This window comes from Ideonella dechloratans (assembly GCF_021049305.1).
GTDB classification, from domain to species: Bacteria; Pseudomonadota; Gammaproteobacteria; order Burkholderiales; family Burkholderiaceae_C; genus Ideonella; species Ideonella dechloratans.
In genome coordinates this window covers 1,691,833-1,706,730 of the sequence record NZ_CP088081.1, presented here as the reverse complement: position 1 = coordinate 1,706,730, position 14,898 = coordinate 1,691,833, and the positions used below count along the sequence as shown (strand labels likewise).

Genomic DNA, 14,898 nt, shown 5'->3' with positions numbered 1-14,898 from the left:
TGGATCACTCCTCGGTCTCTCGGGGGTACTTGGAATGGGTCAGTGAAACAGGTCGAGCAGGCGGCGTGCGGCCACGGAGGCCGCGACACGCCCAGCCCGGACCTCGGTGGTCAGGGGTGCCAGGGCCTCGCGGACCTGGGCATGGGACCGGAACAGGGCCTTGAGCCCGGCGTCGATGCGCTCCCACATCCAGGCTTCGTCCTGGGCATGGCGGCGCGCGGCCAGCCGGCCGCTGCGCTGCTGCAGCTCGCGGTAGCGGCTCACGGTCTGCCAGAACTCGGACACGCCGGTGTTCTTGAGGGCGCTGAGCTGCAGCACCTCGGGGTGCCAGAGGTCTTCCAGGTGGTGGGCATGCTCGGGGTTGCCATGCTGGCCGAAGAGCCGCAGGGCGCTGGTGATCTGGGCGCGGGCCCGGGTGGCCGCGTTGACGTCGATGTCGGCCTTGTTGATGACCACCAGGTCGGCCAGCTCCATCACGCCCTTCTTGATGGCCTGCAGGTCGTCGCCGGCGTTGGGCAGCTGCAGCAGGCAGAACATGTCGGTCATGCCGTGCACGGCCGTCTCGCTCTGGCCCACGCCCACGGTCTCGACGATCACCACGTCGTAGCCGGCCGCCTCGCAGACGATCATCGCCTCGCGGGTGCGCTCGGCCACGCCGCCCAAGGTGCCGCCCGAGGGGCTGGGGCGGATGTAGGCAGCTTCCTGGATGGAGAGTTGCTCCATCCGCGTCTTGTCGCCCAGGATGGAGCCGCCCGACACGCTGGAGGAAGGGTCCACCGCCAGCACGGCCACCCGGTGGCCCTGCGCGATCAGGTGCAGGCCCAGAGCCTCGATGAAGGTGCTCTTGCCCACGCCGGGCACGCCGGAGATGCCCAACCGGAACGACTGGCCCCCATGCGGCAGCAGCGCATTGAGCAGGGCATCGGCGCGCAGCCGGTGGTCCGGGCGGGTCGATTCGAGCAGCGTGATGGTCTTGGCGATGGCGCGACGGCGCAGCACCGGGTCGCGCCCCAGCACCTGCTCGCACAGTCGCTGCTCGCCGGCCTCCAGGGTGCCGTCGTTGGAAGGACTCGTCATCGGATCAGCGGGGGTCGGTCTGGCCGGCCGAAGCAGCGGGCCGCAGGTAATACAGGTCCCACTCGCCCTCGGCCTGCAGTTGGAAGCCATGCCGCTGATAGAAGCGGTTGGCATCACTCAGGCGCAGGGCGGTGACGCGCACGGCTTTGCCGTGGCGGTCGGCTTCCTGCAACACCTGACCCATCACCCAGGAGCCGATGCCCAGCTTCTGCGCATTGGGATGGATGTAGAGGTGGTCAAGCAGCCACTCGCCGCTGTCTTCCAGCGGCACCACGACGACAAAGCCCACCAGTTCGCCATCGAGCAGGATGTTGCGGGTGAACTTGGGCTGGAAGCCGCGCGACAGGCGCTCTCGCGCGCGCTGGGGGTCGAAGCGCCCCACCTGTTCCAGGCTCTCGCGCATGGCGGCCAGCCGCAGCAGCAGCAGGGCTTCGAAGTCGTCGTCACTGGCGGGCTTGAGGGAGAGTCCGGGCGATGGCGACTGTATGGGCATGGCGGTGGCGTGAATGGAGGCGGAAAGAGTCAGGCCTTCTGGGCGCTGCGGATCTGCTCCAGCACGTCCTTGGCGCTGACCGGGATGGGCGTGCCGGGACCGTAGATGCCCTTGACGCCGGATTCATAAAGGTAATCGTAGTCCTGCGCGGGGATCACACCACCGACGAAGACGATGATGTCGTCGGCCCCCTGCTTCTTCAGCTCGGCGATGATGGCCGGCACCAAGGTCTTGTGACCGGCGGCCAGCGTGGAAATGCCCACTGCGTGGACGTCGTTCTCGATGGCCTGGCGGGCGCATTCCTCGGGGGTCTGGAACAGCGGGCCCATGTCCACGTCGAAGCCCAGGTCGGCGAAGGCCGTGGCCACCACCTTGGCACCGCGGTCATGACCGTCCTGGCCCAGCTTGGCGATCATCACGCGCGGACGACGACCGGTCTCCTCGGCGAAGGCATCGATCTCGCCCTTGAGCTTTTCCCAGCCTTCGGCCGAGTCATAGGCAGCTGCGTACACACCGGTCACCTTCTGGATGTCCGCACGGTGGCGGCCAAACACCTTTTCCAGCGCATCGCTGACCTCACCCACGGTGGCGCGCAGGCGGATGGCCTGGATCGACAGGTCGAGCAGGTTGCCCTGCCCGCTTTGGGCGCAGGCGGTCAGCGCGTCCAGGGCCGATTGGACCTTGGCATTGTCGCGGGTGGCCTTGATCTGCTTCAAGCGGGCGATCTGGGACTCGCGCACCTTGACGTTGTCCACCTCGAGGATCTCGACCGGATCCTCCTTGGCCAGCTTGTACTTGTTGACGCCGACGATGACGTCCTTGCCCGAGTCGATGCGGGCCTGCTTCTCGGCCGCGCTGGCCTCGATCTTCAGCTTGGCCCAGCCGCTGTCCACGGCCTTGGTCATGCCGCCCATGGCCTCGACCTCCTCGATGATGGCCCAGGCCTTGTCGGCCATCTGCTGGGTCAGCGTCTCCATCATGTAGGAACCGGCCCAGGGGTCCACCACGTTGGTGATGTGGGTCTCTTCCTGGATGATGAGCTGGGTGTTGCGGGCGATGCGGGCCGAGAACTCGGTGGGCAGCGCGATGGCCTCGTCCAGCGAGTTGGTGTGCAGGCTCTGGGTGCCGCCGAACACCGCGGCCATGGCCTCGATGGTGGTGCGGACCACGTTGTTGTAGGGGTCCTGCTCGGTCAGCGACCAGCCCGAGGTCTGGCTGTGCGTGCGCAGCATCAGGCTCTTGGGGTTCTTCGCGTTGAAGCCCTTCATGATGCGGCACCACAGCAGGCGGGCCGCGCGCATCTTGGCGATCTCGAGATAGAAGTTCATCCCAACCGCCCAGAAGAAGGACAGCCGGCCCGCGAAGTCGTCCACGTCCAGGCCCTTGGCGATGGCGGTCTTCACGTACTCCTTGCCGTCGGCCAGCGTGAAGGCCAGCTCCAGTGCCTGGTTGGCACCCGCTTCCTGCATGTGGTAGCCCGAGATCGAGATCGAGTTGAACTTGGGCATGTTCTGACTCGTGTACTCGATGATGTCGCCGATGATCTTCATCGACGGCTCCGGCGGGTAGATGTAGGTGTTGCGGACCATGAACTCCTTGAGGATGTCGTTCTGGATGGTCCCGGACAGCTTGTCCTGCGGCACGCCCTGCTCTTCGGCGGCGACCACGTAGCCGGCCAGCACCGGCAGCACGGCGCCGTTCATGGTCATCGACACCGAGATCTTGTCCAGCGGAATGCCGTCGAACAGGATCTTCATGTCCTCGACCGAGTCGATCGCCACGCCGGCCTTGCCGACATCGCCGGTCACGCGCGGATGGTCGCTGTCGTAGCCGCGGTGGGTGGCCAGGTCGAAGGCCACCGACACGCCCTGGCCACCAGCCGCCAGGGCCTTGCGGTAGAAGGCGTTGGACTCCTCGGCGGTGGAGAAACCGGCGTACTGGCGGATGGTCCAGGGCCGCACCGCGTACATGGTGGCCTGCGGGCCTCGGATGAAGGGTTCGAAGCCCGGCAGCGTGTTGGCGTAAGGCAGGCTGGCGATGTCGTCCGCGGTGTAAAGCGGCTTGACCTCGATGCCCTCGGGCGTGCGCCAGTTGAGCTTGGCCAGATCCCCACCGGCCGACTTGGCGGCGGCCTGGGCCCATTGTTCGAGGTTGGCGGACTTGAATTCGTTCGGGTTCGACATGGAATCTCCTGGGGCCCGGCGCGGAATCGGCTGGGACATGTCCCTGTGCATCTGCTTGTCAGATTGACATTGCCGACAATGATACAGAATGCATAATTATGAATCCATCTTGACATGGCTCACTGAACCCTGCCTGACACTGCCGTGCCCGACAACGATTCGATCTTCGCCCCCCGAGCCCTGTACCTCCAGGTGGCCGAGCGCCTGCGCGAGCAGATCTTCAACCGCGAACTCGAGCCCGGCAGCTGGATCGACGAGCAGAAGCTGGCCGCCGACTACGGCATCAGCCGAACCCCCCTGCGGGAGGCGCTGAAGGTCCTGGCCGTGGAAGGCCTGGTGACCATGAAGATGCGCCGCGGTGCCTATGTCACCGAGATGTCGGCCCAGGATGTCAGCCAGGTCTACCGCCTGCTGGCCCTGCTGGAGAGCGATGCCGCAGCCCAGGTGGCCGAGACGGCCAGCGACGCCGAGCTGGCAGAGTTGCGCCAGCTGCATGAACAACTGGAGGCGCAGGTCGGGCAGCGGGACGACTTCTTCCGCACCAACGAGCGCTTCCACATGCGGCTGCTGGCCCTGGCCCACAACCGCTGGCGCGAGCAGATCGTCAACGACCTGCGCAAGGTGATGAAGCTCAACCGCCACCATTCGCTGTTCCGGCAGGGGCGGATCGAGGAGTCGCTGGCCGAGCATCGGGCCCTGCTGACGGCGCTGGAGCAACGCGCGCCCGAGCAGGCCGCACGGCTCATGCGCGCCCACTTCGACAACGGCCTGACCGCGGCTCAGACGGCCTGAGGGGCGTCGGCCGGACCGTCCCCGGTCAGCCAGGCCGCAAAGCTGGCCAGTGCGGGACTGGGCGCCCGGCTGGCCAAGCGGGTGAGCCAGTAGCGCCCCACCGAGACCTCCACGTCGAAGGGACGCACCAAGCGCCCTTGCACCAGATCCCGCTGGAACAGCACGGTGGGCAGCAGGGCCACCCCGACCCCCAGGGCTGCCGCCTCGGCCAGGGCCAGCGAACTGTCGAACACCATGCCGCGCAGCGGCGGCACGGGCACGCCCGCCACCGCACACCATTGGTCCCATTCGTCGACGCGGTACGACCGCAGCAGCGGCACGTCCATCAGGTCCTGCGGCTGCTTCAGCCGCAACGCCAGCGCCGGGGCGCACAGTGGCGCCAGCGGGGCCTGAAGCAAGGGCACGGCCTGGGTGCCATGCCAATGCCCATCGCCGAAGCGGATGGCGGCATCCAGGCCCTCGGCGGCCAGGTCCACCCGGTTGTTGTGCGTCTGCAGGCGCAGGTCCACATGCGGACAGGCCGCCTGAAACCGGGCCAGCCGCGGCAACAGCCACCCCACGGCATAGGTGGCCACCACCCCGAGCGACAGGGTTTCGCGGGGGCTGCCGTCCTTCAGCTGCTGCAGGCTCTCGGCCAGGCGATCGAACGAGGCCGCCACCGCCGGCAGGATGGCCCGCCCCTCGTCGGTCAGCGCCAGTCCCCTTGGCAGGCGGTGGAACAGCCGCACCCCGTAACGCGCCTCCAGGTTCTTGACATGCTGGCTGACGGCGGTGGGACTCAGGTGCAGTTCATCGGCGGCCCGCGCGAAGTTCAGGTGCCGGGCGGACACCGCGAAGGCCCGCAGGGCGTTGAGAGGAAGATCCAAGGTTGACCTCTGAAAACTGATGGTCTCCCCTGCATTCTTCCCATTTGTTCCTTCGCCCTCCAGTCCCTAACCTTCGGCCACCTTCACCTCTGAGAGAACCATGCAGAAACGTGACTTTCTGACCCATCTGCTCGGCCTGGGCTGCCTGGGATCTGCGCTGGCCAATCCGCTGGAGCCCCAGGAAAATCCGGCGCCTTCCCCTGCCCTCCAGCAGGCCCTGCAGGACATTGAATCGCGCGCCGGCGGGCGGCTGGGCCTGGCGGTGCTGGACACCGGCAGCGGCCGCCGCTGGCTCCACCGCGCCGACGAGCGCTTCCTGCTGTGCAGCACCTTCAAGCTGCTGCTGTGCGCCCAGGTGCTGGATCGGGCTGCCCGCGGCGAGGAGCGCCTGGACCGACAGCTCGCGTTTCGCCGCAGCGACCTGGTCGAGTGGTCCCCGGTGACGAAGAAGGCGGTGGGACGCGGCCGCCTGAGCGTGGCCCAGCTGTGCGAGGCCACCATGACCACCAGCGACAACACCGCCGCCCTGCTGCTGCTCAAGACGCAGGGCGGCCCCGCCGGCCTGACCCGCTGGCTGCGCGCCCATGGCGACACGCAGACGCGCCTGGACCGCAGCGAACCGGATCTCAACCTCGCCGACCCGACCGGGGAATGGGACACCACGACCCCCGCCGCCATGGCGGACACCGTGCAGCGCCTGTGCCTGGGCGCAGGCCTGCCGAAGACGGTGCAGGCCCAGTTACAGGCCTGGATGAAAGCCAGCACCACCGGCGCCCAACGCCTGCGCGCCGGCCTGCCGACGGGCTGGCAGATCGGCGACAAGACCGGCACGGGCGACGGCATCAGCAACGATGTGGCCATCGTCTGGCCGCCCGGACAGGCTGCCCCCTGGGTGGTGGTGGCATTCCTCAGCAACTGCCGAAGCCCGCGCGAGGCGCAGCAAGCCTGCCTGGCAGAGGTGGGCCGCCTCTTGCCGCGCTGGCAACACCTCTGACGAAGGGGGCGCTAGCGCAAGGCCATGAAAAAAGGCCCCCGAGGGGGCCTTCGTGCTGGAGCGGGAGAGCGCCTGCGCGCCCTGCCCGCATCCGCGGCGCATCAGCGCTGAGCCAGCGGCTTGACGTCGCGCTTGGCCGAGCCCACGAAGAGCTGACGCGGACGACCGATCTTGTACTCGGGGTCGGCGATCATCTCGTTGAGCTGGGCGATCCAGCCCACCGTGCGCGCCAGCGCGAAGATGGCGGTGAACAGCGGCACCGGGATGCCGATGGCGCGCTGCACGATGCCCGAGTAGAAGTCCACGTTCGGGTACAGCTTGCGGGCGACGAAGTAGTCGTCTTCCAGCGCGATCTTCTCCAGGGCCATGGCCAGCTTGAACAGCGGGTCGTTCTCGAGGCCCAGTTCCTGCAGCACTTCCTTGCAGGTTTCCTGCATGAGCTTGGCACGCGGGTCGTAGTTCTTGTAGACACGGTGACCGAAGCCCATCAGGCGCACGCCGGAGTTCTTGTCCTTCACTTGGTTCATGAACTCGCCGACCTTGGCCACGCCGCCCATGGCCTGGATGTCTTCCAGCATGTTCAGGCAGGCCTCGTTGGCGCCACCGTGGGCCGGGCCCCACAGGCAGGCCACGCCCGCGGCGATGGCCGCGAACGGGTTGGTGCCCGACGAACCGCACAGGCGCACGGTCGAGGTCGAGGCGTTCTGCTCATGGTCGGCGTGCAGGATGAAGATGCGGTCCAGGGCGCGCTCGATGACCGGGCTGACCTTGTACTCTTCGCACGGGGTGGCGAACATCATCCGCAGAAAGTTGCCCGAGTAGGACAGGTCGTTCTTCGGATAGATGTAGGGCTGGCCGACGGTGTACTTGTAGGCCATGGCCACCAGCGTAGGCATCTTGGCGATCAGACGGATCGCCGCGACTTCGCGGTGCTCGGGGTTATTGATGTCGGTGCTGTCGTGGTAGAAGGCCGACAGGGCCCCCACCAGGCCGGTCATGACGGCCATCGGGTGCGCGTCACGGCGGAAGCCACGAAGGAAGAACTGCATCTGCTCGTTGACCATCGTGTGGTTGGTCACACGATTCTGGAACTCGGCCTTCTGCGTGGCGTTGGGCAGTTCGCCGTTCAGCAGCAGATAGCAGGTTTCCAGGTAGTCGCAGTTCACCGCCAGCTGCTCGATCGGGTAGCCGCGATACAGCAGTTCGCCCTTGTCACCGTCGATGTAGGTGATGGTCGAGTTGCACGAAGCCGTCGACAGGAAGCCGGGGTCGTAGGTGAACTTGCCGGTCTGGCCATACAGCTTGCGAATGTCGATCACGTCGGGCCCGATCGTGCCCTTGTAGATCGGCAGTTCCATGCTGGGGCTGCCGTCGGAAAACGACAGGGTGGCTTTCACGTCGGAGGGAGTCATCGTCGGGTCCTTTCTCACTCAAAACCATCAAGCAGGTTGGCGCAACTGCACCAGCACATCCCGTACCACCGGGATGTCCAGGGGGCCCTCGGGGTCCTTCCGCGCAAGCAGCAGGTCCAGGAGGTCGTTGTCCGCCAGATCCATCAGCAATTGAAGTCCTTCCACCTGCCGCGCCGTCAATGTCTCTTCGTAGCGGCGGAAGAACCGTTCCATGAACAGGTCGTTTTCAAGCAAGCCCCGTCGGCAGCTCCATTTCAGGCGGCTGACGACAGAAGGCTCCACGCGGGTCGTGTCATCCATGAGGGCTTGCTCCACGCAGACCAAGGTGCGTGCTCAGACGGCGCGACGCACCATCAATTCCTTGATCTTGCCGATGGCCTTGGTCGGGTTCAGACCCTTGGGGCACACGTCAACGCAATTCATGATGGTGTGGCAACGGAACAGCCGGTACGGATCTTCCAGGTTGTCAAGTCGCTCCGCGGTGGCCTCGTCACGGCTGTCCGCGATGAAGCGGTAGGCCTGCAGCAGGCCGGCCGGGCCGACGAACTTGTCGGGGTTCCACCAGAAGCTCGGGCAGCTCGTCGAGCAGCTCGCGCACAGGATGCACTCGTACAGGCCGTTGAGCTCCTCGCGCTCTTCCGGCGACTGCAGGCGCTCCTTCTCGGGCGGCGGCGCGTCGTTGAGCAGGTAGGGCTTGATCGAGTGGTACTGCTTGAAGAACTGCGTCATGTCCACGATCAGGTCGCGGATCACGGGCAGGCCCGGCAGCGGACGCAGCACGATGGTGTCGGGCAGCGAGCGCAGGTTGGTCAGGCAGGCCAGGCCGTTCTTGCCGCAGATGTTCATCGCGTCGGAACCGCAGACGCCTTCGCGGCAGGAGCGGCGGAAGGCGATCGAGGGATCGACCTCCTTGAGCTTGATCAGGGCGTCCAGCAGCATGCGCTCGTTGCCTTGCAGCTCGAGCTCGATGGTCTGCATGTAGGGCTTGGCGTCCTTGTCCGGGTCGTAGCGGTAGATCTGAAAAGTGCGCTTGATCATGTGAATTTCTCCTTGGGCACGCTCAGAAGGTGCGGACCTTGGGCGGCACGCTGTCGACGGTGAGCGGCTTGAGGTTCACCGGCTTGTAGGACAGGCTGTTCGAGGCGCTGTCCCACAGGGTGTGCTTCATCCATTCCTTGTCGTTGCGGCCCAGCGGGAACTCGGCGTCGTCGGCACCACGCTCGTAGTCGTTCACGGTGTGGGCACCACGGCATTCCTTGCGGGCGGCGGCCGACACCATCGTGGCCTGGGCGGCCTCGATCAGGTTGTCGACCTCCAGCGCTTCCATGCGGGCGGTGTTCCAGACCTTGGACTTGTCCTTGAGGGTGATGTTCTTCACGCGCTCGCGGATCTCGGCGATGCGGATCACGCCCTCGTCCATCAGGGCCTGGGTACGGAACACGCCGGCGTGCGACTGCATGCAGGCACGCAGGTCGTTCGCCACGGTCTGCGCGTACTCGCCGGAGGTGCTGGACTCCAGGCGCGCCAGGCGGGCCAGGGTCTTGTCGGCCGCATCGGCCGGCAGCGGCTTGTGGGCCTTGGGCTCGTTCTTGAGCGACTCGACGATGTGGTTGCCCGCGGCGCGGCCGAAGACCACCAGGTCCAGCAGCGAGTTGGTGCCCAGGCGGTTGGCGCCGTGCACCGACACACAGGAGCACTCGCCCACGGCATACAAACCCGGGATGGGGCTGCGATGGTCGTCGCCCTTGGGCACCGACACCTGGCCGTGGATGTTGGTCGGGATGCCGCCCATCTGGTAATGGATGGTCGGCACCACCGGGATCGGCTCCTTGGTGATGTCGACGTTGGCGAAGTTGTGGCCAATCTCGAACACCGAGGGCAGGCGCTTGAGGATGGTGTCCGCCCCCAGATGGGTCATGTCCAGGACCACGTAGTCCTTGTTGGGACCGCAGCCGCGACCTTCCTTGATTTCCTGGTCCATGCAGCGCGAGACGAAGTCGCGCGGCGCCAGGTCCTTCAGTGTCGGAGCGTAGCGTTCCATGAAGCGCTCGCCATTGGCGTTGCGCAGGATGGCGCCTTCGCCGCGGCAGCCTTCGGTCAGCAGCACGCCCGCGCCGGCCACGCCGGTCGGGTGGAACTGCCAGAACTCCATGTCCTGCAGCGGGATGCCGGCGCGTGCCGCCATGCCCAGGCCGTCACCGGTGTTGATGAAGGCGTTGGTCGAGGCCTGGAAGATGCGGCCGGCACCACCGGTGGCCAGCAGCACGATCTTGGCTTCGAGGATATGGATATCGCCGGTTTCCAGTTCCAGCGCGGTCACGCCCACCACGTCGCCGTCGGCGTCGCGGATCAGGTCCAGCGCCATCCACTCGACGAAGAAGTTGGTGCGGGCGCGCACGTTCTGCTGGTACAGGGTGTGCAGCAGGGCATGGCCGGTGCGGTCGGCCGCGGCGCAGGCGCGCTGCACCGGCTTCTCGCCGTAGTTGGCGGTGTGGCCGCCGAAGGGGCGCTGGTAGATGGTGCCGTCCGCATTGCGGTCGAACGGCATGCCGAAGTGCTCCAACTCGTAGACGACCTTGGGTGCTTCACGGCACATGAACTCGATGGCGTCCTGGTCACCCAGCCAGTCCGAGCCCTTGATGGTGTCGTAGAAGTGGTAGTGCCAGTTGTCCTCGGACATGTTGCCCAGCGAGGCACCGATGCCGCCCTGGGCCGCCACCGTGTGCGAACGGGTCGGGAACACCTTGGACAGAACCGCCACGTTCAGGCCAGCCTTGGCCAGTTGCAGCGAGGCGCGCATGCCGGAACCACCGGCACCGACGATGACGACGTCGAACTTGCGCTTGGAAATATTGTTGGTCTGTGCCATTTTGCTTACAGCCTCCAGAGCACTTGAACAGCCCAGCCGGCACAGCCCACCAGCCAGACGATGGAGAAGACCTGCAGCGCCAGGCGCAGACCCACCGGCTTGATGTAGTCCATCCAGATGTCGCGCACGCCCACCCACGCGTGGTAGGCCAGCGCCACGATGACCGTGAAGGTCAGGAACTTCATCCATTGGGCGGCGAAGATGCCGGCCCACTTGTCATAGCCCAGTTCGCCGGGCAGCAGCACCTGCACCAGCAGGACCACCGTGAACAGCGCCATCAGCACTGCCGTGACGCGCTGGGCCAGCCAGTCGCGCAAACCATAGTGCGCACCGACGACGGTGCGCTTGCTTCCGTAGTTGATTGCCATTTGCGGAGAACTCCGATCAGTACAGGCCGAAGAGCTTGGTGCCCAGCAGCACGGTCAGGCCCAGGCTGATCACCAGGGTCACGATGGCCGACGAGCGCCCTTGTTCCTTGGTGACGCTGTGGGTGGCGTCCATCCACAGATGGCGAACACCGGCGGTGAAGTGGTGCAGGTAGCCCCAGATCAGGCCCAGGCACACCAGCTTGACGAACCAACCCGGCACGAAGCCGATGCCGGCCACGAAGGCGCTGCGGAAGGATTCGTACGAGACCTCGGAGGTCACGGAGACGTCGAACAGCCACACCACGAAGGGCAGCAGCAAGAACAGGATGGCGCCGCTGACGCGGTGCAGGATGGAAACGATGCCGGCTGGGGGGAGCCGGTAATTGCGGATTTCCGTGACATGGATGTTGCGGAATTCCGGACGTTGCTTGAGCGTATCTGCCATGGCGTCTGTCCTGGTTGTGTCAGTCCTGGTTGTGGTTGTCTCTCGTCAGAACGGGAAATTCGGAGGAAAGAGCGGAACGTTGAAGGCCTTGTAACCTCAGCGAAACCGAATGATTTTATTGCAACGCACCAGGCTTTCAGGGGCCTTTCCGGAGGCCCAACGAACATCACTGGATTTCAATTGAGTTCGTTCCTGTAGTAGTGGGTGCTGGTGTCGTACCAGCCGCGGCGCAGTTCCACGGGCTTGTCGTGATAGGTGTGGGACAGCCGCTCGACGTTGAGCAGCGGCGCACCCACGGCCACCTGCAGGATCTCCGCCGTGCGCGCGTCGGCCGCCACGGCACGGATCTTCTCTTCGGCCCGGATCATCCGCACGCCGAACTCGGTCTCGAACAGGCCGTACATCGGCCCGGCGTACTGGGCCAGTCGGTCGGCGGTCAACCCCTTGAAGGGGGTCGCCGGCAGCCAGATCTCGTCGAGCACCACCGGCCGGCCCATGCGCGACAGGGTGCGATGGATCTGCAGCACGCTGTCACCCGGCTTGAGCTCCAGCGCCCGCGCCACCTCGGCGGGGGCACGCATGCGCCGGCAATCCATGAAGTGCCGCGCCATGCCGCTGGCCGGGCCCTTGTCGGGCGCCAGCCGCAGGAAGCGGTACTGGATGTTCTGCTCCGCGTGGGTGGCCACGAAGGTGCCCCGCCCCTGACGGCGGGTCAGCAGGTTCTCCATGGCCATCTCGTCGATGGCCTTGCGCACCGTGCCCTGGCTGACACCGAAACGGGAGGCCAGCTCCTGCTCGCTGGGGATCAGTTCACCCGGTTTCCATTCACCGCTGTTGAGACTCTTGACCAGCAAGGCCTTGATCTGGCGGTACAGCGGGCTGAATGCCGGTCCCGCGGAGGCGGCGGCGGGCGCGGCGTCCATCGAATCGGGAGCGGGCAAAGCAGGCATGGGGCGGCATTGCAGCACAGGCAGCGCCCGGCGTCCATCGCAATCGCGAGTTGTCTTATATAAGACATAAGATTCTTGACCGAGGGTCAACACCCCCCTAGACTCGCGAGCTACACTCATGGCCGGTGCGCGCTTGCAAAGCGTGCGCGCCGCTCACAAAGTGCCGGTGGCGACACGGCCCGTCCGCGCAGTCGGAAGACCCTGCCACGCGACCCATTCCGCTCCCCTACCCTTCCTCGGAGATTTCCACATGAGCAAGAAACCCGTGCGCGTGGCCGTGACCGGCGCCGCAGGCCAGATTGGCTACGCCCTGCTGTTCCGCATCGCTTCCGGCGAGATGCTGGGCAAGGACCAGCCCGTGATCCTGCAACTGCTGGAGATCCCGGACGAGAAGGCCCAGAACGCGCTCAAGGGTGTGATCATGGAGCTGGAAGACTGCGCCTTCCCGCTGCTGGCCGGCATCGAAGCCCACAGCGACCCGATGACCGCCTTCAAGGACACCGACTACGCTCTGCTGGTCGGCGCCCGCCCCCGCGGCCCCGGCATGGAGCGCGCCGACCTGCTGGCCGCCAACGCCCAGATCTTCACCGCCCAGGGCAAGGCCCTGAACGCTGTGGCCTCGCGCAACGTCAAGGTGCTGGTCGTCGGCAACCCCGCCAACACCAACGCCTACATCGCCATGAAGTCGGCTCCGGACCTGAAGCCGGGCAACTTCACCGCCATGCTGCGCCTGGACCACAACCGTGCCGCCTCGCAGATCGCCGCCAAGATCGGCTGCGCCGTGGGCGACATCCAGAAGCTGGCCGTGTGGGGCAACCACTCGCCCACCATGTACGCTGACTACCGCTTCGCCACCGTGAACGGCAAGTCCGTCAAGGACACCATCAACGACCAGGTCTGGAACAAGGACGTGTTCCTGCCGACCGTGGGCAAGCGTGGTGCCGCCATCATCGCCGCCCGCGGCCTGTCGTCGGCCGCCTCGGCCGCCAACGCCGCCATCGACCACATGCGCGACTGGGCCCTGGGCACCAACGGCCAGTGGGTCACGATGGGCATTCCCTCGCAAGGCTGGTACGGCATCCCCAAGGACGTGATGTTTGGCTTCCCGGTGACCTGCGAAAACGGAGAGTACAAGGTCGTCGAAGGCCTGGAGATCGATGCCTTCTCGCAAGAATGCATCGACAAGACCCTGGCCGAGCTGGAAGGCGAAAAGGACGGCGTCAAGCACCTGCTGTGATGCCTGCTGCCCTTCTCCCGAAGGGCACGCTAAGCTGCGAAGCCGGTCGGCGCCTGTGCGCCACCGGCTTTTTTCATGCCCACCCCGAACCCGCCTGCCATGACCGACGCTTCGCTCCGCCATCCCCGTGACGTGCTCTTCGAAGAAGGGGACGCGGTTCCCGATCTGCCCGTCTGCGACCACTACTGCGGCGTCGAGGCCCGCATGCGCAAGAGCCTGGACCTGCAGGCCGAGCTGGGCCCGGTCTTCGACGTGACCCTGGATGGCGAGGACGGCGCCCCGGTGGGCGGAGAGGTCGAGCACGCCCACCTGATCGCGGAGCTGGCCACCTCGGCGCAGAACCGCTTCGGCCGGGTCGGCGCACGGGTGGTGCCGGTGGACCACCCGGCTTTCGTGCCGATGCTGGAGGTGCTGCTGCCGCGCGCCGGTGATTGCCTGGCCTACCTGATGATTCCCAAGCCGCGCCATCTGGCAGACCTGGAACAGGCGGTCAGCATCATCGATGCGCTGGCAGCCCAGGCCGGCCTGACCCGCGCCCTGCCCCTGCACGCCCTGGTGGAGACCCACGGGGCCTTGCGGGACGTGTTCGCCATGGCCGCCCACCCCCGCATCGAGTCCCTGTCCTTCGGACTGATGGACTTCGTGTCAGCCCACCGCGGCGCCATCCCCCAGTCGGCCATGGGTGTCGAGGGGCAGTTCCAGCACCCCCTGGTGCTGCGCGCCAAGCTGGAAATCACAGCCGCCTGCCACGCGGCCGGCAAGGTGCCTTCGCACTGCGTGGTGACGGAGTTCAAGGACAGCGAAGCCCTGCAGCAGGCTGCCGAGCGCGCCTGCCGGCAGCTGGGCTACACCCGCATGTGGAGCATCCACCCGGATCAGATCCGCCCGATCGTGGACGCCTTCTCGCCCACAGCTGCAGAAATCGACCAGGCCGTGGACATCCTGCTGGCCGCCCAGGCCCAGGACTGGGCGCCCATCCGCCACCGGCACCAGGGGCGCGACCAACTGCACGACCGGGCCAGCTACCGCTACTTCTGGCAGGTGCTGCAGCGCGCCCACCGAACCTCCTTCAGCCAGGGCCCCCAGTTGCCGGCCGAGGTGCGCGAGCGCTTCTTCGGCGAAAACACCGGAGCCTGAAACCAAAGGTCACGAAAAATCAGGCTTTAAGGCGCACAATCTCATCTGTTTTCTACCCACCCGTTTCCCGAGGAG

15 protein-coding genes are annotated in these 14,898 nt (G+C 66.2%); 4 read left to right on the top strand and 11 right to left on the bottom strand.

What is annotated here, in order from left to right:
- Positions 1-39: 39 nt before the first annotated feature.
- From meaB to scpA, 3 genes are read right to left on the bottom strand one after another with little or no spacing between them, the layout of a single operon-like run.
- The gene (meaB, locus tag LRM40_RS07945; protein ID WP_151122222.1) at positions 40-1,077 is read right to left on the bottom strand and encodes a methylmalonyl Co-A mutase-associated GTPase MeaB; all 1,038 of its coding nucleotides are present in this window, start codon (positions 1,075-1,077) and stop codon (positions 40-42) included.
- A 4-nt stretch (positions 1,078-1,081) separates the two neighbouring features.
- Positions 1,082-1,570, bottom strand: a complete 489-nt coding sequence (locus LRM40_RS07940; RefSeq protein WP_151122223.1) for a GNAT family N-acetyltransferase — start codon at positions 1,568-1,570, stop codon at positions 1,082-1,084.
- Between the two features lie 29 nt (positions 1,571-1,599).
- Complete coding sequence (gene scpA, locus LRM40_RS07935; RefSeq protein WP_151122224.1) at positions 1,600-3,753, bottom strand: methylmalonyl-CoA mutase; 2,154 nt, start codon at positions 3,751-3,753, stop codon at positions 1,600-1,602.
- Positions 3,754-3,897: 144 nt separating this feature from the next.
- On the opposite strand from scpA, the gene LRM40_RS07930 reads away from it, so the two are divergent.
- Positions 3,898-4,545, top strand: coding sequence for a GntR family transcriptional regulator (locus LRM40_RS07930; RefSeq protein WP_231067789.1), 648 nt, complete (start codon positions 3,898-3,900; stop codon positions 4,543-4,545).
- On the opposite strand, the gene LRM40_RS07925 is transcribed toward LRM40_RS07930, so the two are convergent.
- Positions 4,533-5,411, bottom strand: coding sequence for a LysR family transcriptional regulator (locus LRM40_RS07925; RefSeq protein ID WP_151122225.1), 879 nt, complete (start codon positions 5,409-5,411; stop codon positions 4,533-4,535). The two genes, LRM40_RS07930 and LRM40_RS07925, sit on opposite strands and share 13 nt — an antisense overlap.
- 100 nt (positions 5,412-5,511) lie before the next feature.
- Between LRM40_RS07925 and bla the strand changes: the two genes are divergently transcribed.
- A complete protein-coding gene (gene bla, locus LRM40_RS07920; protein ID WP_151122226.1) occupies positions 5,512-6,405 on the top strand; it encodes a class A beta-lactamase in 894 nt (297 codons plus the stop codon).
- Between the two features lie 101 nt (positions 6,406-6,506).
- On the opposite strand, the gene gltA is transcribed toward bla, so the two are convergent.
- The 7 genes from gltA to LRM40_RS07885 all read right to left on the bottom strand — a co-directional run bounded on the left by gltA (position 6,507) and on the right by LRM40_RS07885 (position 12,449).
- Positions 6,507-7,817 carry a citrate synthase gene (gltA, locus tag LRM40_RS07915; protein WP_151122227.1) on the bottom strand — a complete coding sequence of 437 codons (1,311 nt, stop codon included), beginning with the start codon at positions 7,815-7,817 and terminating at the stop codon, positions 6,507-6,509.
- Positions 7,818-7,844: 27 nt separating this feature from the next.
- Positions 7,845-8,117, bottom strand: coding sequence for an FAD assembly factor SdhE (locus LRM40_RS07910; RefSeq protein ID WP_151122228.1), 273 nt, complete (start codon positions 8,115-8,117; stop codon positions 7,845-7,847).
- Positions 8,118-8,150: 33 nt separating this feature from the next.
- Positions 8,151-8,852 (bottom strand): succinate dehydrogenase iron-sulfur subunit, encoded by a 702-nt coding sequence (locus LRM40_RS07905; protein ID WP_211372916.1) that lies wholly within the window; start codon positions 8,850-8,852, stop codon positions 8,151-8,153.
- 25 nt (positions 8,853-8,877) lie between these two features.
- Positions 8,878-10,686 (bottom strand): succinate dehydrogenase flavoprotein subunit, encoded by a 1,809-nt coding sequence (gene sdhA, locus LRM40_RS07900; RefSeq protein ID WP_151122230.1) that lies wholly within the window; start codon positions 10,684-10,686, stop codon positions 8,878-8,880.
- A gap of 5 nt (positions 10,687-10,691) precedes the next feature.
- Positions 10,692-11,054 carry a succinate dehydrogenase, hydrophobic membrane anchor protein gene (gene sdhD, locus LRM40_RS07895; RefSeq protein WP_151122231.1) on the bottom strand — a complete coding sequence of 121 codons (363 nt, stop codon included), beginning with the start codon at positions 11,052-11,054 and terminating at the stop codon, positions 10,692-10,694.
- A 16-nt stretch (positions 11,055-11,070) separates the two neighbouring features.
- Positions 11,071-11,499 (bottom strand): succinate dehydrogenase, cytochrome b556 subunit, encoded by a 429-nt coding sequence (sdhC, locus tag LRM40_RS07890; RefSeq protein WP_151122232.1) that lies wholly within the window; start codon positions 11,497-11,499, stop codon positions 11,071-11,073.
- 176 nt (positions 11,500-11,675) lie between these two features.
- Positions 11,676-12,449 carry a GntR family transcriptional regulator gene (locus tag LRM40_RS07885; RefSeq protein WP_151122233.1) on the bottom strand — a complete coding sequence of 258 codons (774 nt, stop codon included), beginning with the start codon at positions 12,447-12,449 and terminating at the stop codon, positions 11,676-11,678.
- A gap of 250 nt (positions 12,450-12,699) precedes the next feature.
- Between LRM40_RS07885 and LRM40_RS07880 the strand changes: the two genes are divergently transcribed.
- Complete coding sequence (locus LRM40_RS07880; protein WP_022981641.1) at positions 12,700-13,686, top strand: malate dehydrogenase; 987 nt, start codon at positions 12,700-12,702, stop codon at positions 13,684-13,686.
- Between the two features lie 99 nt (positions 13,687-13,785).
- Entirely contained in the window at positions 13,786-14,823 is a 1,038-nt protein-coding gene (locus LRM40_RS07875; RefSeq protein WP_151122234.1) for an HpcH/HpaI aldolase/citrate lyase family protein, read from the top strand.
- Positions 14,824-14,898: the final 75 nt, after the last annotated feature.